6 protein-coding genes are annotated in these 17,744 nt (G+C 47.1%); 1 reads left to right on the forward strand and 5 read right to left on the reverse strand.

All coding sequences use genetic code 11. The features are described 5' to 3' along the window. Nucleotides 1-83 precede the first annotated feature (83 nt). The 5 genes from ACJ2PR_RS26865 to ACJ2PR_RS26885 all read right to left on the reverse strand — a co-directional run bounded on the left by ACJ2PR_RS26865 (nucleotide 84) and on the right by ACJ2PR_RS26885 (nucleotide 11,579). A complete protein-coding gene (locus tag ACJ2PR_RS26865; RefSeq protein WP_446879263.1) occupies nucleotides 84-2,948 on the reverse strand; it encodes a hypothetical protein in 2,865 nt (954 codons plus the stop codon). Nucleotides 2,949-3,035: 87 nt separating this feature from the next. Continuing rightward, a complete protein-coding gene (locus ACJ2PR_RS26870) occupies nucleotides 3,036-6,641 on the reverse strand; it encodes a TonB-dependent receptor (protein WP_446879264.1) in 3,606 nt (1,201 codons plus the stop codon). Further along, nucleotides 6,638-8,185, reverse strand: coding sequence for a hypothetical protein (locus tag ACJ2PR_RS26875; RefSeq protein WP_446879265.1), 1,548 nt, complete (start codon nucleotides 8,183-8,185; stop codon nucleotides 6,638-6,640). The genes ACJ2PR_RS26870 and ACJ2PR_RS26875 overlap by 4 nt, the downstream gene beginning before the upstream one ends. A gap of 176 nt (nucleotides 8,186-8,361) precedes the next feature. Continuing rightward, nucleotides 8,362-8,931 carry a hypothetical protein gene (locus tag ACJ2PR_RS26880; protein ID WP_446879266.1) on the reverse strand — a complete coding sequence of 190 codons (570 nt, stop codon included), beginning with the start codon at nucleotides 8,929-8,931 and terminating at the stop codon, nucleotides 8,362-8,364. Nucleotides 8,932-9,026: 95 nt separating this feature from the next. Continuing rightward, nucleotides 9,027-11,579, reverse strand: a complete 2,553-nt coding sequence (locus tag ACJ2PR_RS26885) for a beta strand repeat-containing protein (protein WP_446879267.1) — start codon at nucleotides 11,577-11,579, stop codon at nucleotides 9,027-9,029. 661 nt (nucleotides 11,580-12,240) lie between these two features. On the opposite strand from ACJ2PR_RS26885, the gene ACJ2PR_RS26890 reads away from it, so the two are divergent. Beyond that, on the forward strand, nucleotides 12,241-17,730 hold the full coding sequence (locus ACJ2PR_RS26890) for a trifunctional serine/threonine-protein kinase/ATP-binding protein/sensor histidine kinase (RefSeq protein WP_446879268.1): 5,490 nt from the start codon (nucleotides 12,241-12,243) through the stop codon (nucleotides 17,728-17,730). The last annotated feature ends 14 nt before the right edge of the window (nucleotides 17,731-17,744 follow it).

Here is a 17,744-nt window from a genome sequence, read left to right on the forward strand (position 1 = left end):
ATTATCCTCAAGCCTATCCGCTGGGACTATTGAGAATGGTGCAAGATCTGAGCTACTCTTTTGCTGACCTCTACTTTTAAAGGTTACTTCACTTTGCCTCGGAAACGTACAAACCCATATGACCCGGCGGGTATTCCGGGACTTGTTGCGTTGGGTAGATTGCCTAAATTGACAACGACTGCTCCGTTGGTGTTTGCGCCTCCGCAGTTGACTTTAGAATAAACAACCGTAGGATCGGCTCCAGGTGGAAAGTATTGGGCAGCATCTCCATCCGACACATTGGTCAGGGATTCGGTCGCTCCAGTCTGTTGCCAGAGAATACCCCGATCGCTTCCTGGCAATCCTCCGGTTGCTTCATCTCCAAAAGAGTTAAATGCAGTGGGGAGAAAGGTGACATTGTTGGGGATGCGATCGCAGAACAGAACACTCTTCGCTGGAGTGTCGCCAGACGAGAGGAAGTAGATAGTATATTCCAACTCATCTCCTGGTCGGATGGTGCCTCCATTAATGCCACCCACCAAGAGTGTAGTTAGATTAGGCCACTTATCGGTATCAACAGGTGTAGGGGCAGGATTATCTAATGTGTTGTCGTCGTAGGGATTAGTCGGCTCATCCTTGTAAAGGGCTAAGTTATCTCCCCCAGAGGTCGTTGCTCCGCCGTTAATTGCAGTGATGCGCTTGACTAGGAGTAGGTTGGGATTTGTGATAACCGGAGCAGTAAAGGGCATTGTCACGGTTGCAGGTGTGGAATCTACTTGACCAGCAGCATCGATCGCCGCATAGGTAAAACTAACCGTAATGGCTCCGTCGTCGGGGTCAAGCTTCAATAACGTCGGATCATAGTTACTAATGATCTGTCCTGCTGTCACCACTATGTTGTTATAGGTCAGCGCTCCATTAGTCGGCAAAGTTACGATCCTGAAGCTCTTGCCGCTGCCCAATGCGCCATCTTCGGGGTCTGTACCTGCCAAGGTTGGTACTTGTATCGTTACCGTACCGCCAGGATTGGCTTGCGAAACAGGATTTAAGTCAGTTGTGTTCGGGAGTTGCTCAATGCCAAAGTCTTGGCTGAGTACGCCGCCACTGATTGTGACAATGATTTCACCGGGTGTGATAGTTTCTGTGGTTCCAGCTTTGTTCTCACCCGTGTTAGCCCAACCGTTGGGTAACGTCGTCGCAGGTTTAGGCTGACCCACGACACCTATTGTGGTAGATAGCTGAACGGTATAAGTTGTGTTGAGTCTAACATTAGTGAGCTTGTAAGTTCCTGTACTAGTGACGGAGGCTGTCTCAATTACATTACCACTGGAATCAATCAAATTGGCATATAAAGGAGCTACAACACTGCCATCCACGATCGGTTCACTCCCATCTTGAGCCAGATTGCCATTGGCATCATCCCAGACTTTTCCACTAATTTGGAGCGGAATGTCGTTGCTAGCGATCGTCGCTAGTGCGGTAGCAGTTGTGTCGAAAGCATAGACGTAGGTGTCAAGAAATCTTTCATTACCAAAGCTTGTACCAGTAAAGTCGCCCCACTTATGACCATTGGCATCTGAAGACAAGAGTCCATTGGGCAACGTTGTCGTTCCGCCTGAGACACCAGGTAGTCCTGTGATGTCATCCCAATACATGAGTGTATTTGCCTGAGTTAAATTGGAAGAAGCACGATATATGGAAAGTCCTTTCGCTGTCCCGCCACTTGTTTCAGCGTCTCCTGCTAAGAAGTGATATTCCCCCAGTCGAGATTGGACTTGGGCATTGTATGAACCTATGGGAAGCAAGTTACCATTATTATCACGTCCATTCCAAGGCACTACGTTTTCAACGCCAGCGATCGTCCTGCCTAAGAGAAATACGTCCCCTGCGCCATAAATTCCATCTGGAGCGCCCCCCGTAGAACTAGAAGTGTCAATCACAACGGCGTAGGTTCCATCTGTATCGGTTGTGAATTTAAAAAAACCACTATCCTGGATGCCCGCCGTAGCCCCTGGGGAGATTGTAGAATCAACGCCAGCGTTATCTGTGAATAGGAGATTCGTAATCGTAGAAGGCTGAGGTGGTGGAACAATTGGCAAATTGGGAAAACTCAAGTACTGCTGAAATCGGGGGGTGATGGCATTACCGCTAAACGGAACACTCAATCCTGCGACAATTTTGCCAGCCGTATTAGGTGAGTTAACGCCGGTATCATTCGCCATAATCTCATAGACAAAACCTGCAAAATTATTCAAGTCTAACTTCCAGACAACACTCGTTCCTGGATACCCGCCTGGAACTACTACGAAATAATCAGTGTTAGTGGCCGCAGTCTGCGCAAAGGAGCCTGCATTAAAGCCCCAGTTATAAGACCAAATGCGACCCTGAGTCAGCCGTGGATCAGGATTAGTCACCGCATCTGGTGTCACTGTAATATCAAATCGTCTCAAGGTTCCATTGGCTACCGAAGTGTTGTATAGCCGCACTTCATATGTGCCAGGAGCAGTGGCGGTATAGCGAATTGGAGACGTTAATGGTGCGTTAAAAGTATCTGTGCAACTGACATTACCACTCGTTAAAGCTTGACTCGATACTAATGTTCCCGCGGGAAAGCTGCCCTGATAATTTGTTAAAGAACCTGCATGTCGGTAAATCTCGACTCTCACATCATCAGTAATGGTTGAACCGCACAAGGAAACATTAATGACTTCTCCAGGGGAAACGCTATTGACGTAGATGGGTCGATCGATCGATGTTAGCAGCCCGTTTCTGGCATCATATTCAAATAAGGGTTGATTGAGGCCAATCTGATAAGAACCTTCTGCAAGCGCGGGTTGAGCCAACAGTAGCGGGGCAGCCAACAATCCCACTCCGGAGCAATGCCGTAGTAATCGATCCAGAACCTGTCTGCACTTCATTAACTGTTGAGATTGTTCGATCGCTCTAAAATGTCGCAGAAAGGATTGCATGACTAACATCCTGAATACTGGAAGAATGGGGCAGCGCAAAATCATCCTTGACGGTAACGTTGAACCGTGAAGAATTCGGAAAGGAAACTAGGGCGAAGGTGGAACTACGGAGATAGGTTGAGTTTGAGAAGGTTCCGGCTGAGGACGTGGAACTTTTTGTTGTCCAAATCCGCTAAATAGCTCGTTGAGCTTAACTGTTAACCCTGCGTAGAAGCCACCTGCCGATCGAGATCCATCAAAGTCACGATCGCTGACTCGTCCAAAGGCATAACCTGCTGAAAGACGAAGATTGGGTGTGAGATAATAGCCCGCTTCGATCGCGAGTCCCGTTTCGCTGAAGTTAGTGCTGCCTTGATTGATCCATCGTGCTTCTCCAACCAGATCCCACTTGTAGCCTAAGCGGTAAGTAGCGCGGGCTTGTGCCAACATTGCAGTGCTGGTTCCGGCTAAGTCACTTGCCAGATAAGATGTGCTGTTGCGGAGCGCAAACTTACCATAAAACTCCCAGCGCCAATCGGGTGCATAAATCGCTTCTAGAGCAAACAAATGATCGCGAGAGCCTGTGCCACTGCCAAACAAAATACTATCAGGAATCGTCGATGGATTCTTGCGATATTCATAGCGCAACAGCGCATTAAATTTATCGTTAGTCGGATCGCGGTAGGCTAGTCCCACTTTCAAGCTAGCCGTGTCTCCCAAGCCTGTAAGCAGTTGATTTGAGGCATTGGCTTGTTGATAGCGAACAAGGGCGGTTAATGAAGGACTAATCTTGCCCACAACCCCCGCAGAGATCACAGTGTTGCTGCCCGATGAGTTCGATCGATGTTCATAACGAGCGCTGGCTTGCAAACTCGGACTATCAGTATACTGAATGCCAATACTGTAGCTATCCCCCCCCTGAACTCCCAAAGAAGCCGCACTTTGCCCAGGCGCAAACGGTTGTAGAAACTGGATTCCGGCTCCAGTAGTGCCCACAAAATCGCCAAACAAATGCTCGTAGGATAAATCCATCCGCAGTCCGGGCGAGAGTGTGAATTTTTGATTTAGCCCGATCGCCCCCTGGGTCGTCAGTCGATTTGCACCTCCCAAAATAGAGTAGCGAGCGCTGATAGTGGTATCAGGGCCGAGTTTATAGTCTCCACTCACGCCCAAACTAGTGATCGATTGCCCTTCGTATTGTCCCCGTGTGAAAAACTGCTGCGCAAGTTGCACATTCACACCCGGTAACACTGCCCAATTCAAACCGACCAGGCTGCGATCGGAGTAAACAGAATCAACTTCAGCCGACAAGGTGGTTTCATTCTGCGCCAAGAGGGTCAGATTTTTCGCAATAGGAACCGTGAGGCGCGATCGCAATTGATCCGATGTTGTGTTTAAAACACTGGGATTCAGACGATCTGTTCGACTGCGATGAAGCCAATCGATCGACAAGTCAGCCGCTCCCAGCTTTTGCTGAATCCCCGCCGAAATCGTTGTTAGAGAGTTGTTAACCGCTGCTCCCGGAACTGCTGCACTGCGAGGCTCAAATAAGTCTCCAAACGTAGTTAGAGGAAGCGGTGCAAACCCTTGATTTTTCTCGTGATCATACTGCAATCGGAAATCGGTTGTCGGAGAAACTTTTGCAGTGAGTTGAGCGCCATAGCGAGTCTGACCCGGCGTGAAGCTAACCGTCGCATTGTTGGCAAAGCCAGTGTCTGCCGATCGATAGTAGGCGCGTCCCGCAATTCCCTGAGCAATCTCGCCTTCTAGCTCGACTCGATAGGCCGAACCGCTCACCGTCCCCACCAGATCAGAGGTGTTATTTGAGCGGGCATATTCTGCAATCAAACGAGCTTTCGACCCGATTGAGAAGTAGGCATCTGCCCCATAGATCTGAAAGTTTCTCGTGCCTTGATCTTCTTTTAGATAGGTCGCACCAATCCAGCTTTCGCGATTCTGCACACGAGATAAATGATATTGCAACCGACCACCATACAGGCTAGTATCCTGCCCAGGGGTGTCGTATTGGTAAGTCGCAACTAGACGGCGCACCAATGTTTCTCCAGTTTTGCTAATATCAGTGCGAAGGATCGGATTGCGGAACAATACAGTACCCCGATCGTAGTCAATTTCGTAGTCAGTGCCTCGATTAAGTCGCTGGCGATCGACCACAGTACCAGGACGATTCAACTCTTCGAGTTCAACAAAAATATCTTCACTTCCTTCAACCAGGATGCGACGAGATAGGAAGTAAAACCCGCTCGTACCATCGGGGGCAAGAGTGTCTCGCTGAAAGCCCTGTACATTGTTGGCGTACAATCCTGTAGCTTGCAGATTGCCGAAGTTATAGTTAGTTTTGAAGCCGTGCAGTTGGCGATTAATTGCAGTAAATTCCTGCGATCGCTGGGCAAATTCTTCAGTGTTGTAGTCCCCCCACATGGCATAGTCAGTGCCTGCTCCCGGCTGAGGCGATGTGCGCTCAAATCGTAAGTAGACCTGATCGGTAGAAGGCGTGATCACCGTGGATTGAGAGCTATCACCATATACGGAGTAGTTCTGATCGCAGAACTGTTGTTCTCGAAATAGCCGAGTTGTGCCGTCGCAGGTTTGATTGAGCGGACGATCGCTGTTATATGCCCCAGTAAACAACCAGTCCCCAATTCTGCCCGTTGCAAATACAGCAGAGCGAATCTGTAGCTGGGTCGAATTGTCGCGATCGGAGGGTAAATAGTCGCGGAAACTACGGTAAAAATCAGTGCCTCGCTTGCCGAGCCTCAGATCAATTACCCCTGTCGCGATCGAGGGACGCAAGTTCGTTTCAAAACTTAGTTGAACATAAGCTTCCAACTGGTCTGAAATTGCGCGAATTTTGACTGTTTTCGACTCCAAGCCCGATCGCAGCGCCGCCGTAAATTGTCCTTGCTGCGCCTTCACCTGAAATCCAGGTTGGGCCGAGTCTGCATCCTCGCCGACAAATTCTCCAGCCGTGCTGACAAGCGTCACGATCGCATCTCGATTAGACTGGTTGCCATTTTGATCTAACAATTGCCCTTGCACGGTTGCTGTCGATCGTCCATCTGCCGGAATTTTGGTTTCAACCGTTTTCAGCGTCAGCTTTTCTGGGGCACCCCGAACTTGCAACGTCATAGAAGTCGAGGGCTGATTAGATCCCACGATCGCTGCTGTAACGGTATTTTCGCCTTCTTTGAGAGCAACACCATACCAGGTTTGAGTGACTAAGCTAGTAGCAACATCATTTTCAGTTCGACCAATTAAGGAGGCATCTGCTAACACTCCATTGACGCTTAGTTGCACCTGGCTACCGATGGGAAATTGCAGCACGATCGTTGCAGCAGGGACATCGACCACAGCGCGATCGCTAGGGGAGAGAATTTTGACGGTTGCCGCTGGGCTAGGAGTAATAACAGGCTTATTAGCAGGTTTACTAGCAGGTTTATTAGCAGGCAAGTTAGCTGGATCAATCTCCGGTTTGCTAATACTCTCATTCACAGAAACGTTGCATTGATTACTCTGACAAGCCAGATTATCTGAAGGCTTAGGGGCAATCTCTGAATTGGTTTGTGCTTCAGAAGGTGCAACTTTAGTCGAGTCTGCTTGTGCAGAAACAGCAGATAAAACCAGGCTTAAGCTGCCTGCAATTGCCCCTACAAATCTCACTGTAGAGGCAGCGATATAAGACGATTTCCGGTTCATTTTTGGACTGCCTCTTTTAAGCTAGGAGCGATCGCAAAGTTCATCCGCACCAGACCACCAGGTGCTAAGTGAACCAGGCGAGATTGGCTATTGCGTTCACTAAATCGAGTATTGGGAGCGAACGTATAGCCCGGAACGCTCGCCAAATCTAAAACGCCAGACCGATAGCCTGGTAAAACATTTGCCACCGAGAACAGCCCATTGACATCGGTGCTGATGCGATTGCCGTCGTCTAAAAAGATCACCGCGTTAGGAACGCCCGGTTCACCCGATTGCTGCTCTCCATCAAAGTTTTTGTCGATGAAGACGCGACCAATGATCACCCCGCAATCAGATAGAATGCCCTGCCGAATCCGAAGCTGGTGTGTAGCAGGGCCGTCTTGAACCTTAAAGCCGTTGTCCGATCGCCGAGCATTGACGATCGCAACATTGCGACCTGATCCACGAATAGCATCCGGTGTAAGTTGTGCTGCATAAGCCACATTCAACACTTTGCCAGAGGGAATCGGGGTTTGTGAACGAAAGATCACTGTTGAGCCTCTGGCTTCCGCCCCGACAGTCACCGCTTGACCCTCAATCTCACCTCGTACTGAACTGGGTAAAAACCGAAATCCTAGCGGTAAGGTATCAGTCAGCGTCACATCTGTTAAATCAGCATCTGCCTGGCTTCTGACCGACAAGCGATAGATCACCGAATCACCGGGTTCTGCCGATGCTCGATCGCCTGTTTTGACAATTTGAGCTTGGTCGGGCTGACAAAGCTGAGTTGTAAATTGAAATGCTAGTAAATCTAATCCAATTAACTCTGCATTAGCAACAGAGACTGCGGTTGATTCAACTCTGGTATCTCCAGTGATGCTAATGGGCTGTCCATCTAGTGAAGTTGCCACATAGCGAACAATGTTGTTTCCAGTAGTCCCAGTACTGTCAATAATTTGAATTTTGATGCGTCGCTGCTGATAGATTGAATTAGCAGGTGGATTGACCACAAGAATATAAGTTCTACCAGGATTAAGCTGCCCTTTAGCAGGATCGAGTAGAAAGTTATAAACGCCTCGCTCAGTTTCCGTCACGGCGTTAGAGAGCAAGAACGGATTTTTGTTTTCTTGATTGGGACTAATGCCTCCAGACACACCATTTCCTGCGATATCCGGTAGTTCTGTTCTAGTTAGAGGCACCAGGTTACCCAGGTCAGTTTGAGTGGGATCGCCGGGATTCGTTTCGTATAAGCTGACCGAAAATCCTGCATAGTCTGGAAGCAATTGCCCACCGCACCCCAAAATTCTGCCAAGCGGATCGACTAATCGATCGGGCGCAGCATTCAATAACCTAGAACTGCCGCTAAAGCTGAAGCTGCTAATAGGATCGCTGTAGCTGTAAGTCGCTTGATTGAGCAGCGGTGGACGTACAGTAATATCAGATTGTGCCTGAGCCGCCCCACTAGAAGAATGCTGTACGATGCCTCCTAGAAGAAGGATCATCGCTAATTTAGGAAGCCAGCGATCGTGAAAATGACTGGGGTGCTTTACCTGCGGACGGGTCACGTTACTTTTCTCCTCTTCGATTCCACGGACAGCAGAGACAAGCTCATCTACTTAATGAGCCGCCGACCCGAATGAAACTCGTTGAATGGTGTTAATAGTTGAGCAAACTCTAATAATCTTGTCTGTGGTATAGGCAAACCTGAGTCACCTACACCACAAGCGACAGATTAAACCGATTAGCGAATCTTCACTTGATAACTCGCTTTAACCGTTGCAGCCGAGTCAAGCGACTTGCCAAAATTCCAACGCACATGGGTATAAGCCTCTGCGGGAGCAGGCTTGGTTTCAACTTTGCCATTTGCTAGCTTCACCTGCACGGTAGGAGTCTTGACAAACGTCTTTCCGCTATCAATGCTGTAAACGATCGCTGCTCCACTTTCACTAGCCGCAGAACCCAACACGTAAACCGTACCTTGAGACACAGGTTGAGTTACCACCAAATTTTTAGCAGCACTATTTCCTGTATTTTGTCCTGTTACTACATAGCGCAAGACATCACCAGGTGTAACGCTCACTTTACCCTTCACTGCTTTCCACGCGACACTGGGCTGACCCACTTGATCCTGCGCGACGACTTGTTTCTCAACAGCCAAACTCAACTTAACCTGGGGGCGGTTGAGCGATTGAGCGATCGCGGCTCCCGCTTCTTTAAGGCTGGCTAGTACCGGAGTTCCAAAGCAGGGCACAGCCGCAACGAGTGCTATGATTCCCAGCCCAGTGAGCATTTTTTTAGACGGACGTTTCATCTTAGTTAACCTCTTCAAACTTAAAAAACCTGTGTGTGTAGAATGCCTCATCCCCTAATCGCTCATGCTTGAATAAATTAGGGGAAAGGGGAAATTTAGTTCACCTTGCGCTTGAACCCAAAGGTGCGCGACTGACCTGGAGCAACAACTCCCGTCACCGTGTTCACATACTTCGTGACATCGGTTGTGACGGTTGTCCCTGTTTGGTCAGCACCCGAAGCCGTCGCGGGTTTGCCGCTAAAGAAGGTAATCGTGGAAGCACCAGAGTCGATTGCAGACCCGGTGATGTTGCTGGTATCAATCTGACCATTACCATCGTTGTCGATCGCCCAGTTGTTCTTGTTATCTCCAAGCACAGTACTCAGCGTGCCATCCTCAACAATCACAACCTTGCCAGCATTGAGAATCAGGTTTCCGGTTCCAGCTTGTGCCTCAGAGATGTTGGTGTAGGTGATGCGGTACTCCAGAATATTGCCCGGAGCAGGCTTCTTATCAGTGCTGCTAAAGGTGCCATCAGCACCCTGCACAGCGGGGCCTGTTCCGGCAAGCACTCGCGACTCTTTTACCATCTTCAAGAAGCCTGTGTAGACTCGATCGATCGTCGTATTTGTCGCATCTACAACATTATCGTTCCCACTGTCTTTGATGCCATCGCTATTGGTATCCGTCAAATAGTTGTCAATAGAAGCAACCACAGGAACGGGGAAACCGCGATTAACATCAGTCGAAAGCGGCGTTAGATTTGGCAGATTCACTTCTACTCCATAGTTGACGGATGTGCCCGGAGTAAAGTTAAGTACCTTGATTGGTTGTCCCCCCGTGGTACTAGACAGCACGGTAAAGATTCCGGTGGTGGAGTTGTAGGTGTAAGCGACAGAATCGCTGCCGTAAGTAATGGTGACGGTTGTGCCGTTGGGCAGGTCGGTTAGGGTCGCTGGCGCAGTAGGCTGGAGTGTCAGCACCCCTGCATCTGTCCCGCTATTTTTGACAGTGTTAGTAAATGCAACTGGAGAAGGATCAAGCGTTTTCCCTGTCCCCGCAGTCAAGTTAGGCGGGACAAGAGACGTTTTGTTGGTGAAGTCATCGTTGTTGCTGGTAGGGCCGATCGCATCAGGTGCCCCACTTGGGCCATTTTGAACTGCTGAAGCCACAGGCGCAGAAATGGTAAACGTGTTAGATTCGCCGCCGACTTCTGTCCCTGGAGCATTACCGGGGTTCGTGTTTCCAGTATTGTTGTTACCCGGATCAGTTCCGGTTTCAGGGACAGATGGATTGTTGATGAAGCCATCATCCACGATCGCTGGAGTAATCGCATCGGGAATACCATCTCCGTTGGTATCCGTGCCCAGTAAAGGTGTTCCGTCTGGGTTAAAGTTACTCGGACTTTGATCTCCAGACTCGTCATAGACAGGAGCATTCGTTCCTGGAGTTTGACCAAACAATTGGGCAATATTCGCAACCGCAAGAGGAGATGCTGCGGAGGCTTTCACCTTCAAATCAATAGAGAATCCGTTCAGCGTAGTTCCAGGCGCAACGGACGTAACCACAGCCGGGTTGTTCACAAAACCAACACGAGTGATACCTGCGAGCGTGTCAGCCCCTTGCAGCGGAAAGGCTTTCCAGTTTGCAGCATTAGCATCCACCGTGACCGCATCAGTTGTATAAACTGCTTGCCAGCCCGGAGGAGGCGTAGGTGCAACCGATAGCTCAGTTCCTGTCGGAATTGCGTCAGACACCAAAATGCGAGAAACTGGCGCACCATTGAGATTAATCGTTGTGCCCGCCAAAGGTGCAGGCGTAATGCCCTTGCCCGTGGGGTCAGTGCTTTCGACTCGCAAACTCAAGCCGTAGGATAACTTGTCATCTGTGATTACAGGAGTGCCTGCATTGTCATAAGCCGATCGCACTTTGAGCAAGGCTGCAAGGGTGTAGGTTTTTAGCGTTGAAGCCACAGCCACTTGTTGCGTGACACTCGCTTCACGAACTCCATTTACCGGAGCGCCAGGAACCTCCGGAGCGCCTGCGGTATCCGGGTTATCGACGGTATAAAGGTCGCCCCCGTTTGGATTACGCAATAGGTTTTGAGCATCGCCGGGCGTATCACCGAGCGTTACGGTAATCACATCATTGGCTTGGGCACCTGCTGCCACCGTTACAGGTACTCGTACAATGATTGAGCCGCCTACTGGAATGGAAGTTGAGATCGCTTCAGTCCCCGTAATTGGGACGAAGGTTGCGCCACCGTCATAGCTGATTTCTAGATTGCCCGTGACACTGGCTGGGCCGGTGACTTTTGCCAGATTTGGAACACGGAACTGAGTAGGATCGTTCCCCACGTTGGTCACAGTGTAGGTGTAGTTGAGAACGTCTCCTACTTGAACTTGTGCCCCATTGATATCGGTGACACCAGCAGCGGTAACAGTAACACCTGCAACTTCTGAGATTGTGACGGTAACGACGTTAGACGTAGTATCTATCGTGGTTCCAGGAATGGCTGGATCTTCATAGGTTGCATTGGCAGTGTTGCTGATTGAAGTTCCTGCAAGCGTCCCATCTGCAAGAGCGGGCAATGCTAACTGTAATGCCCCCCCAATCAATAGTGTTGCTGCAAAAAACTGCTGATAGGCTGAACGGGTTCGTTTTTTCATGGTCTGCTCATTCATCTAATTAAACATCAAAAACTCAGGGTCGCTAGCAAAATTGCGAACACCAAAAGACTGTCAGACGGCATCACACAAACTAAAGTCAGAAATCATTTCAAGCACCTACTTCACTCGCTATCTAGCTCTAAGAAGTGAATTAGCGACAATTAGCTTCACGAAATTCTGAAAGGAACTTTGAAGCAGCCTCGTCAAGTTAAGATGCAGTTGGACAGGAGTATTTAGAATCTGGCGATGTCTTGAAATTAAGTTTAAAAGGTGAAGAAGCTGGGAAGGAATTGGAAAAAATAAAAGATCCTAAAAGCAATTTCTCTGAATTCTGTATTTGGAAAACTTCTGCGATTCTCTGAGGTTTGAAAAGCGTATTACCGAAGTGTTAGTTCCATAAAATATTGGGAACTATGGGTTCTGAAGAAAGCAATATCCAGAGGTCTGGAGCTAGGAGCTTATCCCAATAAACGCTAAGTACACTAGTTTTTCCAGTGACAATCATAGATTATTTTTCTGAGCCTGTAAAAAATTGAGAAGGCGAAGTTAAAACAAAGCGCAATTAAAAGCAATTTTGTATCGAAGATCTCATTGAACTCGCTCTGGAGACTGCTCTAAGTTATGAGAGTTCAAAATTTATTCTTAAATTGAGAGAAAGTCAATGCTTAAACTTGCTGGCTATGAAATCACAGAAAAAATTTATGAAGACTATAAAACGATCGTTTATCGAGGACATCGAAAGCAAAATCAACAGGCGATCATCCTCAAGACTTTAAAGGGTGAACGTCCTTCTCTTAAAGAGGTCTTAAGAATTCAACATGAGTATGAAATTACTAAGAGCTTAGATTTAAGAGGCATTGTTAAACCCTGTGAATTGGAGAAATACAATGGTTTAGCGATCGTCTTTGAAGATTCTGGAGGACAATCTCTCAATCATTTTATTGCTAGAGACGGATTTGATCTTTCCATATTTTTAAGCATTGCGACTCAACTTGTAAAAACGCTAGGAAAGCTCCACGAAAAGAACATTATTCATAAAGATATTAAGCCACTTAACATTATTTTTAATCCTAAAGATGGTCAAGTCAAAATTACTGACTTTGCCAACGCTTCGCTGCTTTCACAGGAAAATCAGGCAGTAATTACTTCCCAGCTTCTGGAAGGCACTTTAGCCTATATGTCGCCAGAGCAAACTGGTCGCATGAACCGTTCGATCGACTATCGAACGGATTTTTATTCTTTAGGAGTCACCTTCTATGAAATGCTGACGGGACAGCTCCCTTTTTGCACAGAAGACCCAATAGAGTTGATTCATTATCATCTCGCCAAGCAGCCCCTTGCTCCTCATCACCTTAAGCCAGAAATTCCATCAATCATCTCTGACATCGTGATGAAGCTGATGTCCAAAACAGTAGAACATCGATATCAAAGTGCCTACGGAATTCAGTATGACCTGGAAGTTTGTCTTACTCAACTACAAAAAGACAATCAGATTGAGCATTTTACTTTAGGTCAAAAAGACGTTTCAACAAGGTTTCAGATTCCCCAAAGATTGTATGGACGAGACCGAGAACTGCGAGTATTAATGGATGCCTGCGATCGCATTAGCAGTGGCAATGCTGAGATGATTTTGGTCAAAGGGTATTCTGGAGTAGGTAAATCAACGCTAGTGCGTGAAATTTATAAACCACTTAGTACTCTGCGCTACTCTGACGGAACCATGCGGCAGATTGGATATTTTGCGGTGGGCAAGTTTGACCAATTTAAGCGAAATATTCCCTATGCTTGCTTGATTGAGGCCTTTCAAGAATTGATGCGGCAAATATTGACTGAGAGCGAAGCTCAAATCAAGATCTGGAAAGAAAAAATCCTCACTGCAATCGGTTCAAATGGGCAGATCATCATTAATGTAATTCCTGAAGTCCAACTGATTATCGGACAGCAACCTGCTCTTCCTTGCCTCGCTCCTACAGAAACTCAAAATCGATTTAAGTTGGTTTTTCAGCAATTTTTGAGTGTCTTTACTACCGAAGGTCATTCACTTGTTTTATTTCTTGATGATCTGCAATGGGCAGATTCAGCCTCATTGAACTTGATCCAACTGATGATGGCTCCCTCCGCCCAAACATCATTACTTGTAATTGGAGCTTATCGAGACAACGAAGTAAGCGTTTCTCATCCTTTAGTACTCGCGCTGGATGCAATTCGACAACTTGGAACTGAAATCACTACTCTAAGCTTAATGCCACTGGGTCTTACCGACGTTACCCAGCTTCTCGCTGATACGCTACATCGTAATCCATTAGAGTGTCAACCCTTTTCTGAGTTGCTGTTAGCCAAAACAAACGGAAATCCTTTTTTCTTAGCTCAGATGCTAACGGCGCTTTATCAAGAGCGACACTTATCGTTTGATGCACAGACAGGTTGCTGGCGATGGAACCTTGCCCAGCTTCAAGAAGTGGGGATCACCGATAACGTAGCTGAGTTGATGGTTAGCAAAATTCAGAAGTTATCTAAACCAACGCAGACTGTTCTCAAGCTGGCCGCCTGTATTGGGAGCCGCTTTGATTTAGGGTTTCTCTCGATCGTCAATCAAAAGCCTTTATCCACGACCGCAGGGGAACTGTGGGAAGCTTTGCAAGAAGGTTTGATTTTACCAACTAGTGAGATTTATAAGTTTGCTCAAGAACAATCCATTTTGCAGGGTGATCCACAGACCACGACGCAGAATGAATCGCTGAAAATCACCTACAAATTTCTCCACGATCGCGTTCAGCAAGCAGCCTACTCGCTAATTTCCGACGACCAAAAGCAACCGACTCACCTCAAGATCGGACGGCTCCTGTTGCGCCATACTCCAGCGGTTGCCCGTGAAGAAGTCATTTTTGAGCTAGTCAACCACTTCAACATCGGGGCTGATCTGATTGTCTACCAGGCAGAACGATATGCAGTTGCCGAATTAAACTTGGTGACAGGTCGTAAAGCCAAAGCAGCTACTGCCTATGAGGTTGCTGTTCGCTATTTGAGTGCGGGTCTTAAGCTACTGCCTGAGGAAAGTTGGCAGTTGAATTATGACTTAACCTTGTCACTCCATCTAGAAGCCTTGGAAGCAGAATATTTGAATACTCGGTTTGAGCGAGCAGAGGAACTCGCTGACATTGTGCTGCACCATGCCCAAGAGCTGCTAGAAAAAGTGAAAGTTTATGAGATTAAAATCCAGTTCCATATCTCACAAAACCAGCAGTTAGCAGCGATCGAGACTTCCTTAGAAATTCTCAACCTTCTTGGCGAACCATTAGTTCAGGAAGAACCGCAAAACATTGTCGTTGAGGACTTGATCCTTCTTCCTAAAATGACAAACCTTTACAAGCTGGCTGCAATGAGGATTTTGATGCTGCTTGTCGCACCTGCTATGTATGCAAGACCCGCTTTATTGCCGTCGATCGCGCATACGATGATTACCCTGAGCGTTAATTTTGGCAATTCAGAAGTCAGTGCTTATGGCTATGCGTTTTATGGACTCATTCTGTGTAGCAGTGGGAAGAAAATCAAGCTGGGATATCAGTTTGGTCAATTAGCAATGCAAGTACTGGAGCAATTTAATGCCAAAGAACTATACAGTAAAGTAGTTAATATCTTTAATGTTTTCATTCGACACTGGAAGGAGCCAGTTTGCAACACAATTAAGCCACTTCACGAAGGGATTCAAGTTGGTTTTGAAACAGGAGACATCGAATATGCATGTTACAACGCGATTTCCTACTGCACTTATCGCTTTTTTAGTGGAGAAACCCTGGAAACGGTTCAACAACAACAGCATATTCATATCGATTTGCTGATTAAGCTGAAACAGGAGTATTCAACTTATTTTCTTAAAATCGGGAATCAACTTGTCTCAAATCTCATGAATCAAGCGCCTGATAAGTTTCGCCTGATTGGAGAGGACTTTAACGAAGAAGAAGTGATTCCCACCTTGATTGAGTCCAACAACTTTACGCTACTTTTCTTTGTGTATCTTGCCAAAACGATTTTGCTCTATTTTCTTCAAGATTATCAGCAAGCGATCGTGTATGCCAAACTCGCTGAAAAGCATACAGACAGTATGGTTGGCTTTATGCATGTACCCGAACTAAATTTCTACACGTCACTGACCTTATTAGCGCTCTGCACAACAGCTACAGCAGATCAGAAAGCGCAATACTTAGAACAGGTGCAACATAATCAAGTCCAAATGCAGGAATGGGCAACTCATGCGCCTGCAAATTATCAACATAAGTTTGATTTAGTCGAAGCCGAAAGAGCGAGGATTTCAGGACAAATCCTTGAAGCAATGGAGTGGTACGATCGTGCGATTCAGGGTGCAAAAACAGAGCGCTATCTACAAGAAACTGCGTTAGCGTATGAGCGAGCCGCCGAGTTTTACAAGGGCTGTGGTAGGGTAGAAATTGCCCAATTTTATATCGCAGAGGCCTACTATGCTTATGGCTCGTGGGGGGCTAGTGCCAAAGTTGAAGACTTAGAAGCAAAGCATCCACAACTCAAGCAAATTTCCCCTAACATTCAAATAAAGGCTGGAGAACGACTCTCGACAACGACCTCAATTGTGAGCAATCGTCTGGTCAGCTTAGATTTGGCTACGATCGTCAAAGCTTCTCAAGCGATTGCAGGCGAGATTGTTTTGAGCAGATTGCTGAATACATTACTCAAAATTGTCATGGAGAATGCGGGTGCCCAGTCCAGTTGTCTGATTCTGCAAAGAAATGGAGGACTTGTCGTAGAGGCGACGGCTTCAATTGACCAAGAAAAGGTGAATTTACACCCTTCACTTCCGATCGAAGCCAGTCAATCGCTGCCCTTGTCTCTACTCTACTATGTTGCGAGAACGCAGGAGAACCTTGTTCTAGCAGATGCAATGTGCGAGGGGAAATTTATTTCAGATCCTTATTTGTCCAGCCATCGACCAAAATCCGTTTTGTGTGCGCCTATTGTCAATGGAGGTAAACTGATTGGACTGCTGTATTTAGAGAATAATTTGACAGTCGGGGCCTTTAGCCCAGATCGTCTAGAGATGCTCACCATTCTCTCAGCACAAGCAGCGATCTCGATCGAAAACGCCCTCCTTTATGACAACTTAGCAACGGCAACTGATAGCTTAAAGCAAGCAAATATTCAATTAGAAGACTTTAGTCGTACCTTACAGCAAAAAGTTGCAGAACGAACCCTGGAGTTACGAGAAAAGAATCAAAAATTGAATGAACAAAAAACACAAACTGAATTAGCTTTACATGAGCTGAAAAAGACCCAGACGCAGCTTGTTCAATCAGAGAAGATGTCAAGTCTGGGACAGCTTGTAGCAGGCATTGCCCACGAAATTAATAATCCTATTAACTTTGTCTCTGGCAATATTGCTCATGTCACTGAGTATATGCAAGAAGTACTCAGCCTGCTTCAAGTATATCAACAACATTATTCGCCGCCAGTCGCTGCTGTACAAGCGAGATTAGAAGAGATTGACCTCGATTTTCTTCTACTTGATTTTCCAAAAACACTCGCCTCTATGTATGTTGGAGCAGAGCGAATTCGAGGAATTGTGCAGAGCTTACGAAATTTCTCACGTCTAGGTGAATCGCAGAGCAAAGAGGTCGATATTCACGAAGGGATTGATAGTACCCTATTGATCTTAGAGAATCGCCTCAAAGAGAAGTCAAGCCGTCCTCGTATTCAGATCATCAAGAAATATCGTCCACTGCCCAAAATCGATTGTTACGCTGGGCAGCTAAACCAGGTGTTTATGAATTTGATTAGCAACGCGATCGATGCTCTGGATGATTACGATCGCGGTCGATCGTCGGCAGAGATTCAGGATCAGCCTAGTACGATTCGCATTTCCACAGAAGTGTGCGATCGCGGCTCGGTTAGAATCTGTATTCGAGATAATGGCGCTGGCATGTCTAAAGATGTGCAGCATCAGTTGTTTGACCCCTTTTTCACCACAAAGCCTGTTGGGTCTGGCACAGGGCTAGGATTATCTATCAGTTATCACATTGTGGTTGACCAACATGGAGGTCAGTTGACATGTGTATCGGAACCAGGTCAAGGCGCAGAGTTTGTCATTGAGCTTCCGATCTCACAAGCATCCCGCAGATGTTGAACTTGGAGGCGGAT

It is taken from the genome of Phormidesmis sp. 146-33, from assembly GCF_052939515.1.